This is a genomic window from Streptomyces sp. Tue6028 (genome assembly GCF_002300165.1).
GTDB lineage: Bacteria > Actinomycetota > Actinomycetes > Streptomycetales > Streptomycetaceae > Streptomyces > Streptomyces siamensis.
On record NZ_MLCE01000006.1, the window covers coordinates 90,154 to 113,243 of the forward strand.

The 23,090-nt window shown below is 71.9% G+C and carries 22 protein-coding genes and 1 riboswitch; of the genes, 6 read left to right on the forward strand and 16 right to left on the reverse strand.

Annotated elements, in window-relative coordinates; genetic code table 11:
* Window positions 1-121: 121 nt before the first annotated feature.
* The 9 genes from BKI49_RS05065 to BKI49_RS05105 all read right to left on the reverse strand — a co-directional run bounded on the left by BKI49_RS05065 (window position 122) and on the right by BKI49_RS05105 (window position 7,599).
* On the reverse strand, window positions 122-1,210 hold the full coding sequence (locus BKI49_RS05065) for a hemolysin family protein (RefSeq protein ID WP_095932986.1): 1,089 nt from the start codon (window positions 1,208-1,210) through the stop codon (window positions 122-124).
* Window positions 1,207-2,538 carry a hemolysin family protein gene (locus BKI49_RS05070; RefSeq protein ID WP_095932987.1) on the reverse strand — a complete coding sequence of 444 codons (1,332 nt, stop codon included), beginning with the start codon at window positions 2,536-2,538 and terminating at the stop codon, window positions 1,207-1,209. The genes BKI49_RS05065 and BKI49_RS05070 overlap by 4 nt, the downstream gene beginning before the upstream one ends.
* Window positions 2,539-2,738: 200 nt before the next feature.
* The gene (locus tag BKI49_RS05075; RefSeq protein ID WP_095932988.1) at window positions 2,739-3,215 is read right to left on the reverse strand and encodes a PH domain-containing protein; all 477 of its coding nucleotides are present in this window, start codon (window positions 3,213-3,215) and stop codon (window positions 2,739-2,741) included.
* Between the two features lie 13 nt (window positions 3,216-3,228).
* Entirely contained in the window at window positions 3,229-4,086 is an 858-nt protein-coding gene (hisG, locus tag BKI49_RS05080; protein WP_095932989.1) for an ATP phosphoribosyltransferase, read from the reverse strand.
* A 51-nt stretch (window positions 4,087-4,137) separates the two neighbouring features.
* Window positions 4,138-4,410, reverse strand: coding sequence for a phosphoribosyl-ATP diphosphatase (locus tag BKI49_RS05085; protein WP_028803646.1), 273 nt, complete (start codon window positions 4,408-4,410; stop codon window positions 4,138-4,140).
* Window positions 4,411-4,444: 34 nt separating this feature from the next.
* The gene (ribH, locus tag BKI49_RS05090; RefSeq protein ID WP_095932990.1) at window positions 4,445-4,930 is read right to left on the reverse strand and encodes a 6,7-dimethyl-8-ribityllumazine synthase; all 486 of its coding nucleotides are present in this window, start codon (window positions 4,928-4,930) and stop codon (window positions 4,445-4,447) included.
* Window positions 4,931-4,994: 64 nt separating this feature from the next.
* Window positions 4,995-6,332, reverse strand: a complete 1,338-nt coding sequence (locus BKI49_RS05095; protein WP_095932991.1) for a bifunctional 3,4-dihydroxy-2-butanone-4-phosphate synthase/GTP cyclohydrolase II — start codon at window positions 6,330-6,332, stop codon at window positions 4,995-4,997.
* Window positions 6,329-6,967 carry a nicotinamide mononucleotide transporter family protein gene (locus BKI49_RS05100; protein ID WP_028803649.1) on the reverse strand — a complete coding sequence of 213 codons (639 nt, stop codon included), beginning with the start codon at window positions 6,965-6,967 and terminating at the stop codon, window positions 6,329-6,331. Before BKI49_RS05100 ends, BKI49_RS05095 begins: the two co-directional genes overlap by 4 nt.
* Window positions 6,964-7,599 carry a riboflavin synthase gene (locus BKI49_RS05105; RefSeq protein ID WP_095932992.1) on the reverse strand — a complete coding sequence of 212 codons (636 nt, stop codon included), beginning with the start codon at window positions 7,597-7,599 and terminating at the stop codon, window positions 6,964-6,966. Before BKI49_RS05105 ends, BKI49_RS05100 begins: the two co-directional genes overlap by 4 nt.
* Before the next feature lie 151 nt (window positions 7,600-7,750).
* Window positions 7,751-7,881: riboswitch (FMN riboswitch) on the reverse strand.
* 358 nt (window positions 7,882-8,239) lie between these two features.
* Between BKI49_RS05105 and BKI49_RS05110 the strand changes: the two genes are divergently transcribed.
* Both BKI49_RS05110 and BKI49_RS05115 read left to right on the forward strand, forming a co-directional pair.
* A complete protein-coding gene (locus BKI49_RS05110) occupies window positions 8,240-9,127 on the forward strand; it encodes an RNA polymerase sigma-70 factor (RefSeq protein ID WP_218835027.1) in 888 nt (295 codons plus the stop codon).
* A 93-nt stretch (window positions 9,128-9,220) separates the two neighbouring features.
* The gene (locus BKI49_RS05115) at window positions 9,221-9,973 is read left to right on the forward strand and encodes an SDR family oxidoreductase (protein WP_095932994.1); all 753 of its coding nucleotides are present in this window, start codon (window positions 9,221-9,223) and stop codon (window positions 9,971-9,973) included.
* A gap of 481 nt (window positions 9,974-10,454) precedes the next feature.
* Here the strand turns inward: BKI49_RS05115 and BKI49_RS05120 are convergent, their stop codons facing one another.
* Window positions 10,455-11,669, reverse strand: a complete 1,215-nt coding sequence (locus tag BKI49_RS05120) for an ROK family transcriptional regulator (protein WP_095933144.1) — start codon at window positions 11,667-11,669, stop codon at window positions 10,455-10,457.
* 200 nt (window positions 11,670-11,869) lie between these two features.
* On the opposite strand from BKI49_RS05120, the gene BKI49_RS05125 reads away from it, so the two are divergent.
* Window positions 11,870-13,081 (forward strand): MFS transporter, encoded by a 1,212-nt coding sequence (locus tag BKI49_RS05125; protein WP_095932995.1) that lies wholly within the window; start codon window positions 11,870-11,872, stop codon window positions 13,079-13,081.
* Here BKI49_RS05125 and BKI49_RS05130 read toward each other — a convergent pair.
* The gene (locus tag BKI49_RS05130; protein WP_095932996.1) at window positions 13,041-13,499 is read right to left on the reverse strand and encodes an acyl-CoA thioesterase; all 459 of its coding nucleotides are present in this window, start codon (window positions 13,497-13,499) and stop codon (window positions 13,041-13,043) included. The two genes, BKI49_RS05125 and BKI49_RS05130, sit on opposite strands and share 41 nt — an antisense overlap.
* Before the next feature lie 97 nt (window positions 13,500-13,596).
* A complete protein-coding gene (locus BKI49_RS05135; protein ID WP_095932997.1) occupies window positions 13,597-14,862 on the reverse strand; it encodes an alginate lyase family protein in 1,266 nt (421 codons plus the stop codon).
* 121 nt (window positions 14,863-14,983) lie between these two features.
* On the opposite strand from BKI49_RS05135, the gene BKI49_RS05140 reads away from it, so the two are divergent.
* Window positions 14,984-16,405 carry a uracil-xanthine permease family protein gene (locus tag BKI49_RS05140; protein ID WP_095932998.1) on the forward strand — a complete coding sequence of 474 codons (1,422 nt, stop codon included), beginning with the start codon at window positions 14,984-14,986 and terminating at the stop codon, window positions 16,403-16,405.
* On the opposite strand, the gene BKI49_RS05145 is transcribed toward BKI49_RS05140, so the two are convergent.
* Complete coding sequence (locus BKI49_RS05145) at window positions 16,387-17,496, reverse strand: glycoside hydrolase family 6 protein (RefSeq protein ID WP_095932999.1); 1,110 nt, start codon at window positions 17,494-17,496, stop codon at window positions 16,387-16,389. The two genes, BKI49_RS05140 and BKI49_RS05145, sit on opposite strands and share 19 nt — an antisense overlap.
* 172 nt (window positions 17,497-17,668) lie before the next feature.
* Here BKI49_RS05145 and BKI49_RS05150 point away from each other — a divergent pair, with 172 nt between their 5' ends.
* Window positions 17,669-18,352 carry a DUF5995 family protein gene (locus BKI49_RS05150; protein ID WP_095933000.1) on the forward strand — a complete coding sequence of 228 codons (684 nt, stop codon included), beginning with the start codon at window positions 17,669-17,671 and terminating at the stop codon, window positions 18,350-18,352.
* Window positions 18,353-18,442: 90 nt separating this feature from the next.
* Window positions 18,443-19,372, forward strand: coding sequence for an LLM class F420-dependent oxidoreductase (locus BKI49_RS05155; RefSeq protein WP_095933001.1), 930 nt, complete (start codon window positions 18,443-18,445; stop codon window positions 19,370-19,372).
* 154 nt (window positions 19,373-19,526) lie between these two features.
* Here BKI49_RS05155 and BKI49_RS05160 read toward each other — a convergent pair whose 3' ends face one another.
* From BKI49_RS05160 to BKI49_RS05170, 3 genes are all read right to left on the reverse strand, one after another.
* Complete coding sequence (locus tag BKI49_RS05160; protein ID WP_095933002.1) at window positions 19,527-21,224, reverse strand: flavin monoamine oxidase family protein; 1,698 nt, start codon at window positions 21,222-21,224, stop codon at window positions 19,527-19,529.
* Window positions 21,225-21,293: 69 nt separating this feature from the next.
* Window positions 21,294-22,082: a carbon-nitrogen hydrolase family protein gene (locus BKI49_RS05165; protein ID WP_095933003.1), complete on the reverse strand. Its 789-nt coding sequence runs from the start codon at window positions 22,080-22,082 to the stop codon at window positions 21,294-21,296.
* 626 nt (window positions 22,083-22,708) lie between these two features.
* Window positions 22,709-23,089, reverse strand: coding sequence for a DUF742 domain-containing protein (locus BKI49_RS05170; protein ID WP_257004623.1), 381 nt, complete (start codon window positions 23,087-23,089; stop codon window positions 22,709-22,711).
* Window position 23,090: the final 1 nt, after the last annotated feature.

Genomic DNA, 23,090 nt, shown 5'->3' on the forward strand with positions numbered 1-23,090 from the left:
TTCGGGTCGGCACCTCCGAGCCCGCCCATGAACGCGCGGTTCCCCGGGCCCCTGAAGGGGCACGGGGAACGGCGCGACAAGCCCCCACCGGCCCGCGGCCGAGCGGGAGGCCGGCGACGGCTCAGCTCGCCAGCGCCTCCTCCGGAGCCTCGCTCGGGCGCGGCTCCGAGACACGCAGCGGCGGGGCTTCCCGATGCGCCGGGTCGCGGACCTCGCCCACCAGCAGCTCCAGGACGTCCTCCAGCGCCACCAGCCCCAGGACCTTGCCGGACGCGTCGGCGACCTGAGCGAGGTGCGTGGCGGCGCGGCGCATCACCGTGAGGGCGTCGTCCAGGGGAAGTTCGGCCCGCAGGGTCGTCATCGGGCGCCACATCTGCTGCGGCACCGCCCGGTCGGAGTCCTCCAGGTCGAGGACGTCCTTCACGTGCAGGTAGCAGCCCATGAAGGCGCCGTTCTCGGCGACCACCGGGAAACGCGAGTAGCCGGTGCGGGCGGTGAGCGCGACGACCTGGCCGGGAGTGACCGAGGGATCCACCGTGATCAGCAGATCGCTGTCCAGCAGGACGTCGGTGACCGGGCGGGAGCCCAGCTCCAGGGCGTCCTCCAGGCGCTCCTGCTCCTCGGGGTCGAGGAGACCGGCCTGGCCCGAGTCCTCGACGAGACGGTTGAGCTGTTCGCTGGTGAAGACCGCCTCGACCTCGTCCTTGGGCTCGACGCGGAACAGCTTGAGGATCACCCGCGCGCAGGCTCCCAGGGCGACGGTCACCGGACGGCACAGCCGCGCGAAGGCCACCAGACCGGGGCTGAGCCACAACGCGGTCTTCTCGGGCGCGGCCATCGCCAGGTTCTTCGGCACCATCTCGCCGATGACGAGGTGGAAGAAGACGACGAGGGCGAGCGCGATCACGTAGCCGAGCGGGTGGATCAGCCCGTCCGGCAGATGCGCCGCCTCGAAGACCGGCTCCAGCAGGTGGGCGACGGTCGGTTCGGCGACGGCGCCGAGCGTCAGCGAGCAGACGGTGATGCCGAACTGCGCGGCGGCCATCATCTGCGGGAGGCGTTCGAGGCCGTACAGGACCTGCCGGGCCCGTGCGGTCCCGAGCGGTTCGATCTGGCTGCGCCGCACGGAGACCAGGGCGAACTCGGCACCGACGAAGAAACCGTTGGCGAGCACCAGCAGGGCGGCGAAGAGAAGTTGGAGCACGCTCATCGGACGGCCTCCGGGACGGGCGCGGTCCGCACCAGGCGGACGCGTTCGGCGCGGTAGTGCCCGACCTGGCGTACCGACAGACGCCAGCCCGGCAGTTCGGCCCGGTCGCCGGGGGCCGGGATCCGGCCGAGCAGATCGGCGACCAGGCCGGCCACGGTCTCGTAGGGTCCCTCGGGCACGTCGATGCCTATGCGCTGGAGGACGTCGACGCGGCAGCTGCCGTCGGCGTCCCACGCGGGCCTCCCGTCCTCGGGCGGGGCGGGGGCGAGCTCGGGGAGTTCGTTGAGGACGTCGTCGTGCTCGTCGTGGACCTCGCCGACGAGCTCCTCGACGATGTCCTCCAGGGTGACGACGCCCGCCGTACCGCCGTACTCGTCGACGACGACGGCGATGGGCTGTTCGCTGCGCAACTGTTCCAGCAGCGGCTGCACGGGCAGCGTCTCCGGGACGAGCAGCGGTGCCTGGGCGATCCGGCCCACCGGGGTGCGCCGCCGGTCGTGCGAGGGGATCGCCAGGGCGTCCTTGAGATGCACCATGCCGACGATCTCGTCGATCCGCTCCCGGTAGACGGGGAATCGGGACAGGCCGGTGGCGCGGGTGAGGTTGACGACGTCCTCGGCGGTCGCCGACGACTGGAGCGCGCTGACCTTCACGCGCGGCGTCATGACGTGCTGGGCCGTCAGGTCGGCCAGCGAGATGGTCCGCACGAACAGGTCCGCGGTGTCCTGCTCCAGGGCGCCGGCCTGTGCCGAGTGCCGGGCCAGGGAGACGAGTTCGCCGGGGGTACGGGCGGAGGCCAGCTCCTCGGCGGGTTCGACGCCCAGTGCGCGCACCAGCCGGTTGGCGACGGTGTTGAGCGCGGCGATCACCGGCCGGAAGAGCCGGGAGAACGCGTGCTGGGGGCCCGCGACGAAGCGGGCGACCTGGAGCGGCCTGGACACCGCCCAGTTCTTGGGCACCAGCTCACCGACCACCATCTGCACGGCCGAGGCGAGCAGCATGCCGACGACCACGGCGACACCGGGCACGGCGCCTTCGGGGAGGCCGATCGCGGTGAACGGGCCGTGCAGCAGCTCGGCGAGCGCCGGTTCGGCGAGCATGCCGACCACGAGCGAGGTGATGGTGATGCCGAGCTGGGTGCCGGAGAGCTGGAAGGACAGCTCCTTGAGGGAGTCGACCACGGTACCGGCCCGTCGGTCGCCTTCGGCCGCGGCCTTCTCGGCGTCGGGGCGCTCGACCGTGACGAGGCCGAACTCCGCCGCGACGAAGAAGCCGTTGGCGAGGATCAGCAGGAACGCCGCTCCCAGGAGCAGCAGGGGGATGGTCATGCCGCCGCCTCGGTATGTCGGGAGGGGGCGGCGCAGGTACTACAGGACGATCCGTCCATCGCTGGAGGGAGTCACTCCTCGGGTAGCAGGGGGCCTTGGAAACGCCGGGTGGCAGATCGAAGGCGGAGGCGCAACGAAAACGCCTCCGCCAACAGGTTAATCAAGACATGGGCCCTCGGGGCAGGGTGGAAGGGCGAGAGTCAGCCCTGATGTTCGTCACGTCGTCCGTGCGGCTCGCCGATGGCCCGCGCCTCGGCGAGGGCGCGCAGGGCGCGGGCGTCCTCGATCGCGCGCTGTTTGGCGATGCCCGGCTGGATGCCGAGCGCGGGCAGGCTGGTGCCGTCGCTCAGGTTGAGGAACACCCAGGGGTCGCCGGGGCGCAGGTTGACCTGGAGGATCTCGGCCCACTCCAGGTGCCTGCTGCTGGCGATGTTGACCACCGTGACGCCGGTCTCGTCGGCGACGACCTTGGGCCGGGCGAGCAGCAGGAGTACGCCGAAGAGCAGCGCCGCGGTGAAGACGAAGCTGGTCCGCTCCCCCGGGCTGAGCTGTTCGAGGAGCAGGGCGACCGTCGTGATGACCACGAAGATCGCGGCTCCGCCGATGAGCAGCACGGCCCGGGTGCGGGACGGCCGGAAGGTGACGGGGAGCGCGGGAGGCGCGGAGTTGTCCGACATGTTCAGCGTCCCGTCAGAGCCGGCAGGCGTGGATGGCCGTGGTCAGGATGGCCCGCGCGCCGAGGGCGTACAGGTCGTCCATGATCCGCTGGGCCTCCTTGGCGGGGACCATGGCGCGGACGGCCACCCAGCCCTCGTTGTGCAGCGGCGAGATGGTCGGCGACTCCAGCCCCGGGGTGAGCGCGACGGCCTTCTCCAGGTGTTCGGCGCGGCAGTCGTAGTCCATCATCACGTACGTCCGCGCGACCAGGACGCCCTGGAGGCGGCGCAGGAACTGCTGGACCTTGGGCTCGGCCTCCTCCGAGGTGTCGGCGCCGACGCGGCGGATGACGACGGCCTCGGACTTCATGATCGGGTCGCCGAATACCTCCAGGCCCGCGTTGCGCAGCGAGGTGCCGGTCTCGACGACGTCCGCGATGACCTCGGCGACGCCCAGCTCGATGGCGGTCTCGACGGCGCCGTCGAGGTGGACGACGGAGGCGTCGATGCCGTGGTCGGCGAGGTGCTTGGCGACGATGCCCTCGTAGGAGGTGGCGACCGTCATGCCGGACAGGTCCGCTACGCCGTTCGCCGTACCGGGCTTGGTGGCGAAGCGGAAGGTGGAGCGGGCGAAGCCGAGCGGGAGGATCTCCTCCGCGTTGGCGCCCGAGTCGATGAGCAGGTCCCGGCCGGTGACGCCGATGTCGAGGCGGCCGGAGGAGACGTAGATCGCGATGTCGCGGGGGCGGAGGTAGAAGAACTCGACCTCGTTCTCCGGGTCGACGATCCGCAGCTCCTTGGACTCCCGGCGCTGCTGGTAGCCGGCCTCATGCAGCATGTCCGCCGCAGGGCCTGACAGGGAACCCTTGTTGGGGACGGCGATGCGCAGCATGAGGTCGGCTTCCTTCGTTCGTGCGTGTGGTGTGCGAATTGCTGGTGCGACTCAGAGGTGGGCGTACACGTCGTCGAGGGAGATCCCGCGCGCGACCATCATCACCTGGACGTGGTAGAGCAGCTGCGAGATCTCCTCGGCGGCGGCGTCCTTGCCCTCGTACTCGGCGGCCATCCAGACCTCTGCGGCCTCTTCGACGACCTTCTTGCCGATGGCATGGACACCCTTGCCGACCAGCTCGGCGGTACGCGAAGTGGCGGGGTCGCCGTTGGCGGCCTTGTGCTGGAGCTCGGTGAAGAGCTCCTCGAACGTCTTCTTGGACATGGTGCTGCCCACCCTACGCGCTCGTGGCCGTACCTCAGCGCCAGGGTTCGGATACTGAGCGGAGCGTGGCCGCCGTCGCCACGGCGGCGGTCACCGCCTCGTGGCCCTTGTCCTCGTTCGAGCCCTCGATGCCCGCGCGGTCCAGGGCCTGTTCCTCGGTGTCACAGGTCAGCACGCCGAAGCCGACGGGGACACCGGTGTCGATGGAGACCTGGGTGAGGCCCTGGGTGACCCCCTGGCACACGTAGTCGAAGTGGGGGGTCCCGCCGCGGATGACGACTCCGAGCGCGACGATCGCGTCGTAGCCGCGTCCGGCGAGGACCTTGGCGACGACCGGGAGCTCGAAGCTGCCGGGGACCCGCAGCAGGGTCGGCTCGTCGATCCCCAGCTCGTGCAGGGCGCGCAGCGCGCCGTCGACGAGGCCGTCCATCACCTTCTCGTGCCACTGTGCCGCGATGACCGCGACGCGCAGGTCGCCGCAGTTGCGTACGGACAGTTCGGGTGCACCCTTGCCGCTCACGTCTCTCCTCAGTGCCGCTGTGCTGTGTTGCCGTTGGTGCTGCTTGTTCGGTGGTGTTGCCGTGTTACTGGTTGCTGCAGGCCGACACGGTGGTCGTGTCGAGCCAGGGCAGATCGTGTCCCATCCGGTCCCGCTTGGTGCGCAGGTAGCGGAGGTTGTGCTCGCCCGCCTGGACGGGCATCGGCTCGCGTCCGGTGACCTGGAGGCCGTGCCGGACGAGCGCGTCGGTCTTGTCGGGGTTGTTGGTCATCAGGCGCAGGCTCCGCACGCCGAGGTCCTCCAGGATCTGGGCGCTCGCGCCGTAGTCCCGGGCGTCGGCGGGCAGACCCAGCTCCAGGTTGGCGTCGAGGGTGTCCCGGCCGCGTTCCTGGAGTTCGTACGCGCGCAGTTTGGAGAGCAGCCCGATGCCGCGTCCCTCATGACCGCGCAGGTAGACCACGATGCCTCGGCCCTCGGCCTGGATGCGCTGCATGGACGTCTGGAGCTGGGGGCCGCAGTCGCAGCGCTGCGAGTGGAAGACGTCGCCGGTGAGGCACTCGGAGTGGACGCGGACGAGGACGTCCTCGCCGTCGCCGACGGTGCCGTGGACGAGGGCGACGTGCTCGACGCCGTCGACGGTGGAGCGATAGCCGTAGGCGGTGAACTCGCCGAAGGCGGTGGGCAGGTGCACCTCGGCCTCACGGCGCACGGTGGGCTCGGCCGACGGTCCCCCCTGCTCGGGCGGGGCCGAGAGCTTGAGGGAGCGCCGGTAGGCGATCAGGTCCTCGATGGAGATGATCGTCAGGCCGTGCTTGCGGGCGAACGGGATCAGCTCGGGCAGCCGGAGCATCCGGCCGTCCTCGCCGGCGATCTCGACGATCGCGCCGGCGGGGCGCAGTCCGGCGAGGCGGGCCAGGTCGACGGCGGCCTCGGTGTGGCCGTTGCGGACCAGGACACCGCCGGGCCTGGCGCGCAGCGGGAAGATGTGCCCGGGACGGACGAAGTCGTCGGCCTGGGCGGTCCCGTCGGCGAGGAGCTGAAGCGTGGTGGCCCGGTCGGACGCCGAGATGCCGGTGGTCACACCGTGGGCGGCGGAGGCGTCCACGGACACCGTGAACGCGGTCTTCATCGACTCGGTGTTGTCGTCGACCATCTGCGGGAGCCGGAGCCGGTCGAGTTCGTCGCCCTCCATGGGCGCGCAGATCAGGCCGCGGCACTCGCTCATCATGAAGGCGACGATCTCGGGGGTCGCCTTCTCGGCCGCGATGACGAGGTCGCCCTCGTTCTCCCGGTCCTCGTCGTCGACGACCACGACGGGGCGGCCGGCCGCGATGTCGGCGATGGCCTGCTCGATCGGGTCGAGAGCGAAGTCGGAGGCATCCTGGTCGTGCCCGGTGCTGTACCAAACCGGCGCGGTTGTCATGCCGGAGCTCCTTCCATGACGGGCTGCCCGGCCTTTCGGGAGCGCAGCCACCAGTCGCGCATGCCCCACAGGACGAGCGCGCCGTACAGGACGTAGACGAATCCGGAGAAGGCGAAGCCGTTGGCGAAGTTCAGCGGTACGCCCACGACGTCGACGAGCAGCCAGGCGAACCAGAACTCGACCATGCCGCGCGCCTGGGCGTACATCGCCACGATCGTGCCGACGAAGATGTACGCGTCCGGCCAGGGGTCCCAGGACAAGGACGGGTAGGCGAAGAACAGGCCGGCGACGGCGACCGTGCCGACGGCGGCGGCACCGGCCATCGCCGCGCGTTCGCGCCAGGTGGCGAAGCGGACCGCGACGGAGCCGTCCTGGCCCTTGCCGCGGTTCCACTGCCACCAGCCGTACACGGCGACGACCATGACGACGACCTGCTTGCCCGCGCTGCCGGAGTAGTGGGCGGTCGCGAAGGCCGCGAAGAGGATGACGCCCGAGACGAACTGGGCGGGCCAGCTCCATATGGAGCGCCGCCAGCCGAGGGCGAGGGCGATCAGACCGATCACGTTGCCCGCCATGTCCGACCACTTGATGTGCTGGTCGAACAGGACGAAGGCCTCGGAGTTGAGCCAGTTCACCGGGTGGCTCCCTCGGTGCCGGGCAGGCCGGCCGGCTGGTCACCGCGCCCGCCGAGCAGCCGCTCGACGTACTTGGCGATCACGTCGACCTCGAGGTTGACCGGGTCGCCGGGCTGCTTGTGGCCGAGCGTGGTCAGGTCGAGGGTGGTGGGGATGAGGCTGACCGTGAAGTGGTCGGGGCCCGCGTCGACGACCGTGAGGCTGATGCCGTCCACGGTGATCGAACCCTTCTCGACCACGTAGCGGGAGAGGTCCGCGGGGAGCGAGATCTTGACGATCTCCCAGTTGTCGGACGGCTTGCGCTCGATGATCGAGCCGGTGCCGTCGACGTGCCCCTGCACGATGTGTCCGCCGAGGCGCTCGCCCACGGCCATGGGGCGTTCCAGGTTGACGCGGGAGCCGACGGCCAGGGCACCGAGGCTGGAGCGGTTCAGGGTCTCCGCCATGACGTCGGCGGTGAACTCGTCGCCCTCGTGCTCGACCACCGTGAGACAGACGCCGTTGACGGCGATGGAGTCGCCGTGCTGCGCGCCCTGCGTGACGACGGGGCCGCGCAGACGAAAACGGGAGGCGTCGTCGAGGATCTCGACGGCGGTGACCTCACCCAGCTCTTCGACGATTCCGGTGAACACTTCCCGGGTCCTCCTGCCTCATGGGGCACGGACTCCGGGGCCTGTCGATGACGACAGAATGAGCGGACGAGAACACCGGGAACGTCGCCGACAGGGACACGTCCGACAGGACGTGCCGCAACATACGGCGGCGCGCACGAATGCCCGCCCGCCGCGCACTGCCTCCCATCCGGACTTTAACCGTCGGTCCAGGAATTTCACCTGGTCAACCGGCCGCTGGAAGCGACCGGGTCGCGGACTGTAACCGCCGGTTCGGAATTTCACCGACCCCGGAGTGCGCTGCTTCTGGTACAGGGCCAGTCTGCCACGCCTGATCGACGTCCATGCGGGTGAACCCCTGTGGGGTGCCTCACAGGTCAGGCGAATGGACTTCTGCGACAGGCCCGCCGGCCCAACTCCCTTGCCACGAAGCCATCTTGTTATTGGTCCATACCTATTGACCCTGTTGGTCTAGTCCACTTAGGGTCTGCGATCACTGCGCTGTGCCCCCCAGATCGACCCGGCGGCGGTGACGAAGGCCCTTGCCCCGCCGCCGGGTCCCCCACCCCGACCTCCTCGGGTCTCCCGGCACGGAGAGCCGACCCGAAGGCACATACGGGCCCGGGGACATGGCATGAACCGCCTCTGCCAGGCTGGGAGCGTGACGACAAGCCTCGCCGACGAGTTCGAGACGCACCGCCCGCAGCTGTTCGGGCTCGCCTACCGCATGCTCGGCTCCGCCGCGGACGCGGAGGACGTCGTGCAGGACGCCTATCTGCGTTTCAGCAGGACCGACCGGGCGGCCGTCGAACAGCCGCGCGCCTGGCTGGCGAAGGTCGTCACCAACCTCTGTCTCAACCTGCTCGCCTCGGCCCGCGCGCGGCGCGAGCGGTACACGGGGACATGGCTGCCCGAGCCCGTCGTCACCTCGGACGGGACGCTCGGCCCCCTGGAGTCGGCCGAGCGGCGTGATGCCGTGTCCCTGGCCCTGCTCGTCCTCCTGGAGCGGCTCACCCCGACGGAACGCGCCGTGTATGTGCTGCGTGAGGCCTTCGCGTACGACCACCGGGAGATCGCCGGCGTACTCGCGCTCGGCGAGGCCAACTGCCGCCAGCTGTACCGGCGGGCGGTGCAGCGGCTCGCCGTGCCCGAGGCCCGCTTCGATGCCCCTCCGGAACAGCAGGAGGGGCTCGTGGCCTCCTTCCTCACGGCGGCGCGCGAAGGCGACCTGGCCGGCCTGGAGCGGCTGCTGGCGGCGGACGTGACCTGGTGGTCCGACGGCGGCGGCAAGGTCAGAGCGGCACTGCGGCCGATCCGGGGGCGCGACAAGGTCCTGCGCTTTTTCGCGGGCGTCACGAACAGGATCGAAGCGGGCGCCGAGTTCACGACGGCCGAGGTCAACGGGAGTACGGCGCTGGTCGGACGGCACGACGGCCAGGTCTTCGTCGTCGTCTCGTTCGAGGCGCAGGACGGCGTTTTCACACAGATGCGCGGCGTGCTCAACCCGGACAAGCTGGCGTTCGTGGGACGCCAGCTGGCCGGGGTGTAGCGCGCCGTTGTCACATCGCACGGGTGCTGTGCGGTCTCAGTCGGTGAAGTCCGCTCCGCACGGGAGCGGCCGACGTCGAAAGGGCTGAGCAGCATGACCACGATCCTGGTGACCGGCGGTACCGGAACCCTCGGGCGGCTCGTCACCGCACGACTGCGGGCGGACGGCCACGACGTGCGGGTGCTGAGCCGGCGCACCGAGCCGTACGCCGTCGACCTGCGCGAGGGCGGTGCCGGGCTGGACGCGGCGCTGGCCGGCGTGGACACCGTCGTGCACTGCGCGAGCTCTCCCCGCGGGGGTGACGAGCGGGCGGCGGCGCACCTGATCGCGGCCGCGCGGAAGGCCGCGGTGTCCCACCTGGTCTACATCTCCATCGTCGGCGTGGACGTGGTGCCGCTCGGGTACTACCGGGCCAAGCTGGCCGTGGAGAAGCAGATCGAGGAGTCGGGGCTGGGCTGGACGATCCTGCGCGCCACCCAGTTCCACGACCTCGTGGCCCAGGTCCTCGGGTCCCTGGCCAAGATGCCCGTGCTGCTGCTCCCCGCCGGTGTCTCGGACCAGCCGGTGGAGGTGGCCGAGGTCGCCGACCGGCTCGCCGCACTGTCGCTCGGGGCACCCGCGGGCCGCGTCGACGACATGGGCGGCCCCGAGGTCCGCGGCTTCCGCTCCCTGGCCGACGCCTACCTGCGCGCCACCGGCAGGCGGCGCCCGCTCGTCGATGTGCGCCTGGCCGGAAAGACCTACCGGGCCTTCAGGAACGGCGGGCACCTCGCTCCGGACCACGCGGTGGGCAAGGGGACGTTCGAGGAGTACCTCAAGGCGCACATCGGAGGGACCGAGGCCTGAGTCGCGCGGGGCGCGCCCGGTGTACGGGCGCATGCGGGGAGGCGCGCCCTTCGCGCATACGGGGACGGCGCGGGCGGCCACCCCTCCCGGCGTACGGGACTGTGTGGGCAGCGTGCCCTCCGGCTCCGGGGAGTGAGCGGGAGGCCTGCCCGACCGGCGTCGGCGAGCGTGCGGGAGGCGCGCCCTTCCGGCGTACGGGACGGCTCGGGCGGCCTGCCCTCCCGGTACCGGGGATCGTGTGAGCTGCCTGCCCTCCCGGCGTACGGGACTGTGTGGGCAGCGTGCCCTCCGGCTCCAGGGAGTGAGCGGGAGGCCTGCCCGACCGGCGTCCGCGAGCGTGCGGGAGGCGCGCCCTTCCGGCGTACGGGACAGCTCGGGCGGCCTGCCCCCCGTATCGGGGATCGTGTGAGCTGCCTGCCCTCCCGCGCGCAGGCAACTGCCCTTCGGGCGTCCGCGACCGCGGCCCGGTCCGGGGCGCGGTCTAAAGGAGGTCGCGCCCCCCGGCGCTCCCAGGCGCCGCGAAGAGCTCGTCCTGCGCGCCGTCGCGCGCGGTGAGCAGCGCTCCGCGCAGCACCGCACCTCCTCCGAGCGTGCTCGCGCGCACCTCGGTGGGCAGCGGCGACATCCGCCGCAGCCGCTCCTCCACCCGCGCCGCGAGGGCGTCGCCGCCCGCCTGCCCGACCTCGCCGCCGAGCACCACGCACCCGGGGTCGAGCACGGCGATCACGGACGCGGCGCCGATGGCGAGCCGGTCGGCGAGGGCGTCGAGGAAGCGGGCGGCGCCGGAATCACCCGAGGCCGGGGCCGCCACGGCCGCGCGCACCAGCGCCGCGGCGTGCGGTTCGTGCGCGGCGGACTCCGCCGCGAGGCCGTGCTCCGCGGCGAGTGCCGCGACGGCCGCCGCGCCCGCCAGCGAGTGGAAGCCGCCCTCGCAGTCCGTCGCCGAGGGGAGCGTGCGGGTGCCGGGCACGGGCAGGAAGCCGATCTCCCCGGTGCCGCCGGAGGCACCGCGGCGCAGGGCGCCGTCCAGGACGACTGCCGCGCCGGTGCCGTGGCCCAGCCACAGCAGCACGAAGGTGTCGCGGTCACGCGCAGCACCGTCGCGCTGTTCCGCGAGGGCGGCGAGGTTGGTCTCGTTCTCGACGAGGACGCGGGCGGGCAGGCGTTCCTGGAGGGCGGCGACGAGGCGCCGGTGCCACGCGGGCAGACCGGAGGAGTCGCGCAGTTCGCCGCTGGCGGGGTCGATCAGGCCGGGCGCGCCGATCCCCACCGTGTGCAGACGCTCGGCCCCGGCCTCTTTGGCGGTGCGTTCGACCAGGGTGACCGCCTGTTCGACGGCGGGTCCGGTGCCCGTGTCGTCGGCGATCGGCAGGGACGCCCGCGCGAGCTCCGCGCCGAGCAGATCGCTGACGACGACGGAGACGCTCTCGGTGCGGACGTCGAGGGCGGCCAGCTGGGCGCGGTCGGCGACGATCCCGTACAGCCGGGCGTTCGGTCCGCGCCGCTGCTCCCCGGACTCGCCCACCACGCAGACGAGCCCCGCCGCGGTGAGCCGTTCCACGAGGTCGGCGACGGTGGGCCGGGACAGTCCGGTGAGCTGTTTCAACTGCCCTGCCGTCAAGGGGCCTTCCTGCTGGAGGAGCCGCAGGGCGAGCCGGTCGTTGATGGCTCGGGCGGTGCTCGGGGATGCGGGCATGCCGGGATCCTCCCAGATCACGGAGTCCTCCCGGGTCGGCAGGGCACGCGGCCCGGACGGCCGGGGTGCGGGCCCCGGCGTCCGGCGCCCGGTCCTGTCCTCCGGTACCGGCGTCCGCATCGTCGACTATTTATCAGGCAGGGTTCCTGATAGTTTACGGCAGCAGTATGGGGAGGACGTCCGGGAGGGGCAGCGGCACGATGGGTGAAGTGGTCTACGACATGAGCGACGTGAAGCGCGCCCGGTACGCCGTGGCTGCCGTGTTCGCGGTGCACGGGGCGGTCACCGGCTCCTTCGCGACCCGTGTCCCCTGGATCCAGGACCATGCCTCGCTCGGCGCGGGGCAGCTCGGCCTCGCGCTCGCCTTCCCGGCGATCGGCGCGTCGGTCGCGATGCCGCTGGCGGGCCGGATCAGCCACACCTTCGGCGCCCGCAACGCGCTGCGCGGTCTGATCTCGCTGTGGACGCTGGCGCTGATCCTGCCGTCCCTCGCACCGAACCTGTACACCCTGTGCCTCGCGCTCTTCACGTACGGCGCCACGGCGGGCATGGCGGACGTCGCGATGAACGCGCTGGGCGTGGAGGTCGAGAACCGGCTCCACAAGTCGATCATGTCGGGCCTGCACGGGTGGTGGAGCGCCGGCGCACTGATCGGCTCGGCGGCCGGCACGCTGGCCGCGCACCTGGGCTCGGACGCGCGTCTGCACCACGCCCTGGCTGCCGCGGTACTGACCGTCCTGGGCCTGGGCGCATGCCAGTGGGTGCTCGACCTCAAGCCGACCGAGGACGAGGAGCCGCCGCCGCGCTTCACGCTGCCGCCCAGGTCGGCGCTGCTCATCGGGGCGGTCGGCTTCTGCGCGGTGTTCGCGGAGGGCGCGAGCCTCGACTGGTCGGCGGTCTACCTGAGGGACCAGCTGGGCACCTCGGCCGGTCTCGCGGCGGCGTGCACGACCGGCTTCATGCTCACGATGGCGGTGGCCCGGCTCCTGGGCGACACGGTGGTGAACCGCTTCGGCGCCGTCCGCACGGTACGGGCCGGTGGAGTCCTCGCCGTGCTCGGCGGACTGCTGGTCGTCGTGGCCGACCGCCCGGCCGTGGCGATGGGCGGCTTCGGGCTGCTCGGCCTCGGCATCGCGGTCGTGGTTCCGCTCTGCTTCGCGGCGGCCGGACGCAGCGGCCCGAACCCGAGCCAGGCCATCGCGGGCGTCGCCACCATCACGTACACCTCGGGCCTGGTCGCGCCGAGCGCGATCGGCACCCTGGCGCAGGCGACGAACCTGATGGTGTCGTTCGGGCTGGTGACGGTCCTGGCGTGCGGCCTGGCCGTACTGGCGGGCGTGCTGCGCGCGGGCGACCGGGACCGCCCGACGGTCACCCCTGCGGGCGCAGCAGTTCCTGACCCAAGGCCCTGAACCGGTCGCTCCACGAGGTCGGGCGCAGCGTCCCGGCGTCGAGCCGGACCAGCACACGGGTGCCGTGCGCGTACGTCACCGCGCCGTCGGCCGAGCAGAAGCGGAAGCCGTAGGTGAGCCCGGTGGTGCCGAGCCGTTCCAGCCAGATGTGGACGGCGTAGGCGCCGGGCTTGCTGACCGGGGCCTCGTAGCTGACGCGCAGTTCCCGCACGGCGTTGCAGAAGTCGCCCGCCGCTTCCCAGTCGCCGTCGAAGCCGAAGCCGAGTTCGCTCCACAGCGCGGTCCAGGCGCGCTCCACCATGACCGGGTAGCGGGCGTTGTGGAGCAGTCCGAGGGCGTCCAGGTCGTCGAAGTGGACGGTGACGGGCAGCAGCCGCCCGTACGGCAGGGCGGGGGCGACGGGGGCTTCGGCGGTCACGGGCGGGGCTCCTGAGACGTACGGGACGAACGGGACATGGCCGAAAACGGCACCCCCTCATCCTAAGCAAACGCTCAGAAGCCCCGGCCGGGCGGGCTCAGCCCGCGATGGAGTCGAGCTGCTCGGCGGCGGGCCGCAGCGCCCACAGGTCACCGCCGGGAGGCGCCTCCAGCCTGGGCAGGGCGGCCCGGGCGGCCCGGTCCCCCGCGTCCGCGGCCGCGTGCACGACGTCGCTCGCCGCGAAGCGGTGGAACTCGAGCTCGGGATGCCCCCAGGGCTCGGCACCGGTGGCGGCGGGCAGCAGGTAGTCGACCGCCTTGAACAGACTCTGGCCGTCCGGCCCCCGGTAGGACCACAGGTTCACCCCGACGTGCCGGCCGATGGCCGCGAGCCGGGTGTAGGCGACCAGGTCGAAGGTCGAGTAGTGCCAGCTGCGGGTGCGCGCCAGTTCCTGGGGCTGGCTGCCGTCGCCGGCGATCTGCGGGTCGATGCGCCGGGCGCGGGCGTCGAGGACGGTCCGCCGGGCGAGATCCCGGTCGCCGGTCGCGTAGGCCAGGGCGGCGAGCTGCATGTCGTAGAAGGTGCCGTGGTTGTTCTGGGCGGCACCCTCCTCCTTGCCGAAGGCGCTGTCGGCCAGCCAGTCACGGAACGCGGTGTTCCAGGCGCGCATCGCACCGCGGTCCGCTTCGGACCAGCCGGGTGCGCCCGTGTCCAGGATGGCGACGGCGTCCAGGACGCTGGTGTAGGACTGCGAGAAGTCGATGATGCCGATGGCCCGGCCGTCGTACTTGCAGGGGATGAACTGCCCGTGGTCGAGGTTCGGGTTCATCCGGCTGTCCGGGGCGAGGAACCAGGTGCGCAGGACCTGTCCGGCCTTCTCGGAGTACCGCTTGTCGCCGCTGTAGTACCACGCGAGCGCCAGGTCGTACGTCGAGTCGAAGACCTTCTCGACGTCCTGGCGGTCGGTGCCGGTGTCGACCTCGGGGTTGCGCTGGCCGTCGCGCTGGACGTAGGGGCAGCCCCAGGGGTTCTCGGCGGTCCTGGGCTGGGACGGCCACCAGTAGGGCGCCTGGCTGAGGTAGTCGTGGACGTCACCGCCGGGGGCGGGCTTCGGCTTGTCGACGACCGTCCAGGGGCCCTGGCCGAGCCAGTTGTCGGCGCGGGCCGTCAAGTCCTTCAGGGCGCGGGCGAGTTGTGGATCTCCGTGGTCCAGGCGGACCTTCGTCCGCTGGAGTGCGGCGCCGTCGAGGACGGCCGTCCGGGGAACCTTGGGCCCCGCGTGGGCCGTGGCCGAGGGGACGACGGTGGCCGCCAGGGCGATCACGGCGGCCACGACCACGCCCAGTCGGGATCTTGCACTCATTGACAACTCCGATCAGACATGTGAACGAGGTTCATGAGTAAGACCGTGCGAGCGTAGGGCGGCTGGTTACCCCTGACAATGGTCCGGACAGATTCACGTACAGAGAAAGCGAAGCCACACCATGGACCTCGGCGTGCGCTGGAAACTGCACGGCGACGGGCGCAGGCCCGAACCCGGAGCAGTCGTCCGCCCCGATGAACGCCTCTCCTGGCCCCGCACGATCGGGCTGGGGGCGCAGCATGTGGTGGCCATGTTCGGGGCGTCCTTCGTCGCGCCCGTCCTCATGGGCCTCGACCCCAACCTCGCGATCATGATGTCCGGCGTCGCGACCGCCATCTTCCTGCTCGCGACACGCGGCCATGTGCCCAGCTACCTGGGCTGTTCCCTGTCCTTCGTCGGCGTCGCCGCCGTGATCCGCGCCCAGGGCGGCACCAGTGCGACGGTGACCGGCGCCGTGTTCGTCGTCGGTGTCGTGCTGTTCCTGGTGGGCCTCGCCGTGCGGCGGTTCGGGGCACGGATCATCCACGCGGCCATGCCGCCGATCGTGACCGGCGCGGTCGTCATGCTGATCGGATTCAACCTCGCCCCGGTCACCGCCTCCACGTACTGGCCGCAGGACCAGTGGACGGCGCTGCTGGTCATGCTGTTCACCGGCCTGGCCGTGGTGTGCCTGCGCGGCTTCTGGTCACGGATCGCAATCTTCCTGGGTCTGCTCTTCGGATACGGCATCTCCTGGGCCTTCGACCGGATCTTCGGCCAGATCCACTCGGTGGACGCGAGCGGAAAGCTCACGGACCACTGGCGGCTGGACCTCTCCGGCGTCGGCAAGGCCGACTGGGTCGGACTGCCGTCCTTCCACGGTCCGTCCTTCCAGTGGTCCGCGATCCTCGTCGCGCTGCCGGTGGTGATCGCGCTGGTCGCCGAGAACGCGGGCCATGTGAAGGCGGTCGGCGAGATGACCGGGGAGAGCCTGGACGACAAGCTGGGCACCGCGATCTCCGCGGACGGCGTCGCCTCGATGCTCTCCACCGCGGTCGGCGGCCCGCCCAACACCACCTATTCCGAGAACATCGGCGTGATGGCCGCGACCCGCGTCTACTCCACCGCCGCGTACTGGGCCGCCGCCGGCTTCGCCCTCCTCTTCGGCCTCTGCCCCAAGTTCGGCGCGGTCGTCGCGGCGATCCCGGGCGGTGTCCTCGGCGGCATCACCGTCATCCTGTACGGCATGATCGGCCTGCTCGGCGCGCAGATCTGGCTCAACGCCCGGGTCGACCTGCGCAACCCGCTGAACCTGGTGCCGGCCGCCGCGGGCATCATCATCGGCGTCGGCGGCGTCACGCTGAAGTTCACGGACAACTTCTCGCTGAACGGCATCGCGCTGGGCACCCTCGTCGTCATCACCGGCTACCACGCGCTGCGCGCGATGGCGCCGGCGCACCTCAAGACTCAGGAACCGCTGCTGGACGAGGGCACCTCCTCGTACGACGCGGACGGCGAGCCGGAGTCGACCGCGCCGGGCAGAAATCAGCGCGCCAGCTCATAGGCGTACTCCGCCGAGAAGCTGCCCGGCGAGCCCTTGCAGCCGTCGGACTCGCCCGGCAGCTTCACCCACAGATAGGCGTCGATCCTGGACTCGTGCGTGTTCAGGGTCGGCGCCTGTCCGATCTTCCGGCCCGCCGGATCGCACCACTCGCCGTCGGCCGGCGCGCCGTTGCCGTTCCTGCTGGTGTCGACGACCGCGCCCAGGCTCGTGGGACCGCCGAGGGCGGAGAGCACCTGCCTGGCGTACCCGATCTCGTCGGCCGTCCGGTGGAAGTTGGACACGTTCGTGAAGATGCCGTCGGAGGAGCGGGGCGAGGCGGCCCCCGCCTGATCGAGCAGCGAGGCCTGCTTGGCGGCCGGGTTCCAGTCGGAGTGTCCCGCGTCGTAGTAGACCCGGGCCTTGGGATCGGCGGCCTTGAGGACACGCCCCGCCCGCGCCAGCGAGGCGAACCGGTCGGCCTGCTCGCCCTCCGAGAGGCAGTCGGACTGGGCGATCGCGTCGGGCTCCAGGATCACGACGACCTCGCCGGAGCCCAGCCCCGCCGCGAACCTGTCGATCCAGCCGTCGTAGGCCGCCAGGTCGGGCGCCCCGCCGTCCGAGGCGCCGCCGCAGTCGCGCTGCGGGACGGCGTACGGCACGACGACCGGGACCCGGCCCTGCGCCGCGGCGGCCGACGTCACCGCCCTGACCCGCGCGGTGATGGTCGACGGGGTGAAGTCCGCGAACCACACCGCCGCCGGGCGGTCGGCGATCCGGGACTCGATGACCGCCCGCCGGGAGTCGCCGGGGTGGGCCCGGACCCAGTCGAGTATCTGCGAGTCGGGATGCCGGTAGAGCAGGTGCGCGGCCGCGACGGTCTCCGTCCGCTTCCTCGTCGGCGAGGGCTCGGGCCGCGGCTTCGGGGACGCGGACGCCGACGGGGAGGGCGACGCCGAGGCCGTCGTCGGCGTCGGCACGGCGGGCAGGGGCAGCAGGCGAGGGGAGCTCGTCACCGTCGGCCCCGCCTCGTCGGAGGAGCGATGACCGTCGAGCGCGGACAGGACTCCCGTCGCACTGCCCACCGCGACCACGACCGAGGCCGCCGCCACCATCGCACCGCGCCGGGCGGTGCGCCTGCGCTCGGCCCTCCGCGCGGCCAGTCGCTGGGCACGCAAGCCTGACACGTACTGCTCCCCCCACTCCCGCCACGGACGGTTCCCCCGTTCTGGGGAAGCGTCCGGCCCGGCGGCACTGCGGCCAGCCTAGGACTGGGACGCTGCCCCCATGGCGCAGTCGGCACAGTTCAGCGATCCCGTCGGCACGGTGGGCACCGTCGTCTCCCGTATGCGCGCCCTCGACGCGAGCCTGCCCGGGCGGGACGGCGTCGCCGTCTTCAACCGCGTCTACCTCGCCGTCACCGAGGAGGTCGGCCGGCGCCTGGAGGCCGGTGACTTCCCGGACCGGCGGGCCACGACAGCGCTGGACGTACGCTTCGCGGAGCGCTATCTGACGGTGGCGGAGGAGGGGCGCGCGCCCGCCTGCTGGCGGCCCCTGCTCCAGTTCCGCCGCCATCCGGGCGTACGTCCGCTGCAGTTCGCGCTCGCGGGCATCAACGCGCACATCGGGCACGATCTGGCGCTCGCCGTCGTGGACACCTGTCGTACGCTCGGCTGCGAACCGGCCGATCTGGAGGACGAGTTCGACCGCGTGGGCGACCTCCTCGTCTCGTTGGAGGAACGCGTCCGCGAAGATCTGATGCCGGGCCCCGACCTGCTCCAGATCGCCGATCCGCTCACCCATCTGCTCGGCTCCTGGAGCCTGGAGCGGGCGCGCGACGCCACCTGGGCGGCCGCGCGGGCCCTCTGGGCGCTGCGCGAACTGGCCGACCTGGCCGATGAGTTCGCCGAGCGGCTCGACGCGGCGGTCGGGTTCGCCGGCCGGATGCTGCTCACGCCGCTGCCCGACTGATCCGGCCACGCCGCGCCCGGATCGCCGGAACTCCCCCGAGATCGCTGTACGTTGATCGACGGGCACACCCGGATGCGAAGGAGCAAAGGTATGGCGACTCGGCTCGGCCTCGGTCTCCCCCAGATGAAGCAGTACGACCTCGGGCGGGACGTGCCCGACGTCGCTCGCACGGCCGAGCGGATCGGGTACGACAGCCTGTGGGTCTTCGAGCGGGCCCTGTTCCCGGATCCCCCGACCCAGGGGCTGTACGGCATCGAGGGGCTGCCCTGGCCCGAGTCGTACCGCGGGGTCGCCGAACCCCTCGTCTCACTGACCCTCGCGGCCGCCGCCACCGAGCGCGCCCGGCTCGGCACCAGCGTGCTGATCGCCCCGCTGCACGTGCCGTTCCAGCTGGCCAAGTCCCTCGCCACGCTCGACGCGGCGAGCGGCGGACGCGTCGTCGCGGGCCTGGGCACGGGCTGGTCGCACGACGAGTACGCGGCGGCGTCCGTACGGCCCTTCGCCGAGCGCGGCCAGGCCCTCGACGAGCTCATCGCCGTGTGCCGCGCCGTGTGGGGCCCTGACCCGGTGGTCTACGACGGCAAGGTCACCAAGATCGCGTCCGCCGCGGTCGGCCCCAAGCCGGCCCGTCCCATCCCGATCCTGCTGGCCGCGGGCTCGCCCAAGGCCCGGCGCCGCCTCGTCGACGTGGCGGACGGCTGGATGCCCGTGGGTCTGGGCGTCGGTCAACTGACCGAACAGTGGGGCCAGTTGCAGGAGCTGGCCGCCGAGCGCGGTCGCACCCGGCCGATCGAGACGGTGCTGCGCACCAACGCCCGGTACTCGGCGAAGGCGTACGAGGGCGAGCACCGCCACCCCTTCCAGGGCAGCGTCGACCAGATCGTGGAGGATCTGGCGGCGTACGCGGAGCTCGGCTTCGACGAGGTCTTCCTCGATCTCCAGAGCTCGGTGCGGGACGCCGAGGAACTCAAGGACGTGGCCGCCGAGGTGTACACCGCGGCGCGGGCGGCCGGTGTCTGACGTCGCCGCGGGCGGGCGGAGTCCGGCTCCGGCACAGGCGGGCGGAATCTGACTCCGGCGCGGGCGGGCGGAATCTGACTCCGGCGCGGGCGGGCGGAATCTGACTCCGGCGCGGGCGGGCGGGATCGGCCCGGCCCGCCCGCGCCGGACGTTCTCAGTCCTCGGGCAGTTCCACCGGCGCGATCTCGTCGTAGACGTCGCCGGGACCGGGGTTGGTCGCGTCGGTCTCGCCACCCAGCTGGTGCATGACGCCCCACACCGCGTTCAGCGCGGTCTGCACGGCGCCCTCGGCCCAGCCGGCCGTCCAGGAGATGTCGTCTCCGGCCAGGAAGATGCCGCGCTTGTCCTCGGGCAGCCCGTCCTGCATGAAGTGGGTGAACAGGCGCCGCTGGTAGCGGTAGTGACCGGGCAGGTTGGCCTTGAACGCGCCCATGAAGTAGGGCTCGTTCTCCCAGGACACGGTCACCGGGTTGCCGATGACGTGCTTGCGGATGTCGACCTTCGGGTAGATCTCGCCGAGCGACTTCAGCATGACCTCCATGCGCTCGTTCGCGGACAGCGGCAGCCACTTCAGGCTGTCGTCGCACCACGTGTACGAGAGGCAGATGACGGCGGGCTTGTCCGGGCCGTCGTCGAGGAGGTAAGTCCCTCGGGTCATACGGTCGGTGAGCGTCATCGACATGACGTCCCGGCCCGTCTCCTCGTCCTTGTCGAGCCAGAACGGCCGGTCGACCGGCACGAAGAGCTTCGAGGACTCCATGTAGTGGGTCCGCTCGATCGCCGTCCAGTGGTCGATCGGGAAGAGCGAGTCGTCGCAGGCGATCTTGGAAAGCAGCATCCAGGACTGCGCGGTGAACACGGCGGCCTTGAAGGTGCGGATGTGGCCGTCCGCGTCGGTCACGGTGATCCCGTTGCCCGCGGTGCGGTGCAGCCGGGTCACGGCCGGGCGCGGCTCGCCGTTCTCGTGCAGGCTCGCCAGCGAGGTGCCGTACGCCCAGTGGACGATCTTCTCCGGCTCGCGCTCCCACAGGCGCAGCGGCAGCTGCTGGGAGCCGCCGACGATGCCGCGGTGGTGGTCGTCGGCCTCGGTGTAGACGACGCGCAGGATCTCCAGGATGGAGTTCGGGAAGTCGGTGTCCCAGCCGCCGGTGCCGAAGCCGACCTGGCCGAAGATCTCCCGGTGCCGGAAGGACTTGAAGGACTCGGAGTCGCAGAGGAAGCCGTAGAAGGTCTGGTTGTCGAGCTTCTCGACGAGCTTCGCCCAGATCTCGCGGATGCGCGGCACGTCGCGCTCCCGCATGGCCTGGTTCATGTCGGAGAAGTCGGCGCCCTCTTCGAGGCACTTGTTCCAGGCCTCGGCGACGTCGCGGTAGACCTGCGGCAGGTCGTCGATCGTCTCGGCGTAGTGCGACTCACCCTTGAGGTCGACGACCGTGGAAGGCGTCGACTCGGCCAGCGGGTTGGGGAACGGCCGGGTCTCGAGGCCCACCAGGTCGATGTAGTGCTGGAGTGCGGTGGAGGAGGGCGGGAAGCGCATCGCGCCCATCTCCGCGCTCAGCGACGGGTCGCAGCCGTCGAAGCCCACGGTGCGCAGCCGGCCGCCGATCTGGTCGGCCTCGTACACGACGGGCTTGAGACCCATCTTCATCAGCTCGTAGGCGGCCACGATGCCGGAGAGACCACCGCCGATGATCGCGACCTCGGTGCCGTGCTCGGTCGCGGGTATCTGGCCGAGCCCCGCGGGGTGCGCGAGGAAGTCGTCGTACGCGTAGGGGAAGTCCGGGCCGAACATGGTGATCGGCGGCTGCTGCACGTCGGCGTGCTGGACGGCGTTGGGCACCGTGGACGTCATGGGGTACGGACTCCTTGCGGGAAAAGCGTGCGGGGCGGGCCGGTGGGGCGGGGGCGGGGCGCCGGGGTGTCAGATCAAGGACCCGTAGAGGCCGGGGCGGCGGTCCTTCAGGTACGGGTTCGTCTCGCGCGAGTCCGCGAGCAGGACGGGGTCGGCGTCGGCGAGGACCAGTTCCTCGCCCCGGCCGGCCCGGGTGCGGGCGATCCCGTCGGGCCCGGCCAGCGTGGAGAGCCCGACGAACTCGAACTCGCCCTCGGGACCGGTGCGGTTGACGTACGCGACGTACATCTGGTTCTCGAAGGCCCGCACCGGGACGACGGACTCGGCGACGAACTGGAACGGATGCATCTGCGCGGTCGGGACGATCAGCAGGTCGGTGCCGGCCAGCGCGTGCGCGCGCACGTTCTCCGGGAACTCGACGTCGTAGCAGATCATCAAGCCGACACGCAGTCCGCCGACCTCGGCCTGGACGACGGGCTGCTCGCCGGGCGTGAAGTGGTCGCGCTCGAAGCAGCCGAAGAGATGCGTCTTCCGGTAGTTCGCGAGGCGGGTGCCGTCGGCGGAGATCAGCTGCGCGGAGTTGAAGACCCGCTCGCCGTCGCGCTCCGGGTAGCCGTAGACGACGGCCACGCCGTGCCGGGTGGCGATCTCGGCGATCGCGTCGGCGGAGTCGCCGTCCGCGGGCTCGGCGAGACGGGCGATGTCGTCGCCGATCGCGTACCCGGTCAGGAACATCTCCGGCGTGGCCAGCAGCCCGGCGCCCGCTTCGGCGGCACGGCCCGCGGCCTCGTCGAGCACCTTGAGGTTCTCGACGACCGAGCCGGGGCGGCCGGAGCTCTGGAGCAGGGCTGTGCGCATGCGTGTTCCTCACCGGTACGGAGGGGTTTGGGGGGCCAGATAGACGGTACGGTCGGCGGGCTCGGCCGGACAAGAAGGACCCGTTGCGCGGCACTGGACGAATCGTTGCGTGCCGATGGCCTTCGGCGGTGATTCGTTGCGCGCCCTCCGAAGGGGCTCTGTCGCCCTTGAGGCGCAGGTCACAGGCGTGTGACGGGCCGGCGACCGCACGGCCGCGCCCTGGCGGCCCACGTTCCGGGCCGACGCACGTATCCGGCCCGTCGGCTGCCGTCTGCCGGCTCCCGCGGCGGGGCTCGCACGGGCTCCGGAGACCGGGCCGCGACCGGCGCCGGCGACAGGGCTCGCGGTCGCCCCGATGCCCCGATGCCCCGATGCCCCGATGCCCCGATGCCCCGATGCCCCGGCTGATCTTCGCGCCGACGCCCGGACTCGCGTCGGTCCCGGCACCCGGACCACGTCAGCTCCCGATGGCCTGACCCCGTCGGCTCCCACGGCAGGGCACGCACCGGCCGTGACGCCCGGGCCGGCCTTCGGGCCGACGCGTGGTCTCGCCTCGGCCCCGATGCCCGGCCTCGTCGGCCCCGGAGACCGGGCCCGCCGGTCACGGCACCGCACGCGTCGGGTCCTCAGAGCTCGCGCAGGCGCTCGACGATCTCGCGCAGCAGCTCCGGGTCGGCCACCGGTCCGCCCGGGGCGTGCCGCGGCGGACCGTCGACGCGTACCAGACCGGCCTCGGCCAGGTCGTCGAGCAGGACGCGCACGACGGTCAGCGGCAGGTCGGCGTCCGCGGCGAGCTCGACCACGGGCCGGGGGCCGCGGCGCACGAGCTCCAGCAGGGCGGCCCGGGCGTGGTCCACACCCGGGAGTCCCGCGTCCGTGTCCAGGGCGGTGACCCGCGACATCAGGTCGATCGCGTGCCGGTCCGAGGGCCGGGTCCGCCCCCGCGTCATCGTGTACGGCCGCACCATCGAGCCGGTCTCGTCCTCGTACCAGTGGTCGTCGGACACG

What these genes read in the sequence shown, in the direction of transcription:
- BKI49_RS05065 (WP_095932986.1), bottom strand. Translation starts at nt 1,210, where the DNA reads ATGAGCGTGCTCCAACTTCTCTTCGCCGCCCTGCTGGTGCTCGCCAAC.
- BKI49_RS05070 (WP_095932987.1), bottom strand. Translation starts at nt 2,538, where the DNA reads ATGACCATCCCCCTGCTGCTCCTGGGAGCGGCGTTCCTGCTGATCCTC.
- BKI49_RS05075 (WP_095932988.1), bottom strand. Translation starts at nt 3,215, where the DNA reads ATGTCGGACAACTCCGCGCCTCCCGCGCTCCCCGTCACCTTCCGGCCG.
- hisG (WP_095932989.1), bottom strand. Translation starts at nt 4,086, where the DNA reads ATGCTGCGCATCGCCGTCCCCAACAAGGGTTCCCTGTCAGGCCCTGCG.
- BKI49_RS05085 (WP_028803646.1), bottom strand. Translation starts at nt 4,410, where the DNA reads ATGTCCAAGAAGACGTTCGAGGAGCTCTTCACCGAGCTCCAGCACAAG.
- BKI49_RS05095 (WP_095932991.1), bottom strand. Translation starts at nt 6,332, where the DNA reads ATGACAACCGCGCCGGTTTGGTACAGCACCGGGCACGACCAGGATGCC.
- BKI49_RS05115 (WP_095932994.1), top strand. Translation starts at nt 9,221, where the DNA reads ATGACCACGATCCTGGTGACCGGCGGTACCGGAACCCTCGGGCGGCTC.
- BKI49_RS05120 (WP_095933144.1), bottom strand. Translation starts at nt 11,669, where the DNA reads ATGCCCGCATCCCCGAGCACCGCCCGAGCCATCAACGACCGGCTCGCC.
- BKI49_RS05125 (WP_095932995.1), top strand. Translation starts at nt 11,870, where the DNA reads ATGGGTGAAGTGGTCTACGACATGAGCGACGTGAAGCGCGCCCGGTAC.
- BKI49_RS05135 (WP_095932997.1), bottom strand. Translation starts at nt 14,862, where the DNA reads ATGAGTGCAAGATCCCGACTGGGCGTGGTCGTGGCCGCCGTGATCGCC.
- BKI49_RS05140 (WP_095932998.1), top strand. Translation starts at nt 14,984, where the DNA reads ATGGACCTCGGCGTGCGCTGGAAACTGCACGGCGACGGGCGCAGGCCC.
- BKI49_RS05145 (WP_095932999.1), bottom strand. Translation starts at nt 17,496, where the DNA reads ATGGTGGCGGCGGCCTCGGTCGTGGTCGCGGTGGGCAGTGCGACGGGA.
- BKI49_RS05150 (WP_095933000.1), top strand. Translation starts at nt 17,669, where the DNA reads ATGGCGCAGTCGGCACAGTTCAGCGATCCCGTCGGCACGGTGGGCACC.
- BKI49_RS05155 (WP_095933001.1), top strand. Translation starts at nt 18,443, where the DNA reads ATGGCGACTCGGCTCGGCCTCGGTCTCCCCCAGATGAAGCAGTACGAC.
- BKI49_RS05160 (WP_095933002.1), bottom strand. Translation starts at nt 21,224, where the DNA reads ATGACGTCCACGGTGCCCAACGCCGTCCAGCACGCCGACGTGCAGCAG.
- BKI49_RS05165 (WP_095933003.1), bottom strand. Translation starts at nt 22,082, where the DNA reads ATGCGCACAGCCCTGCTCCAGAGCTCCGGCCGCCCCGGCTCGGTCGTC.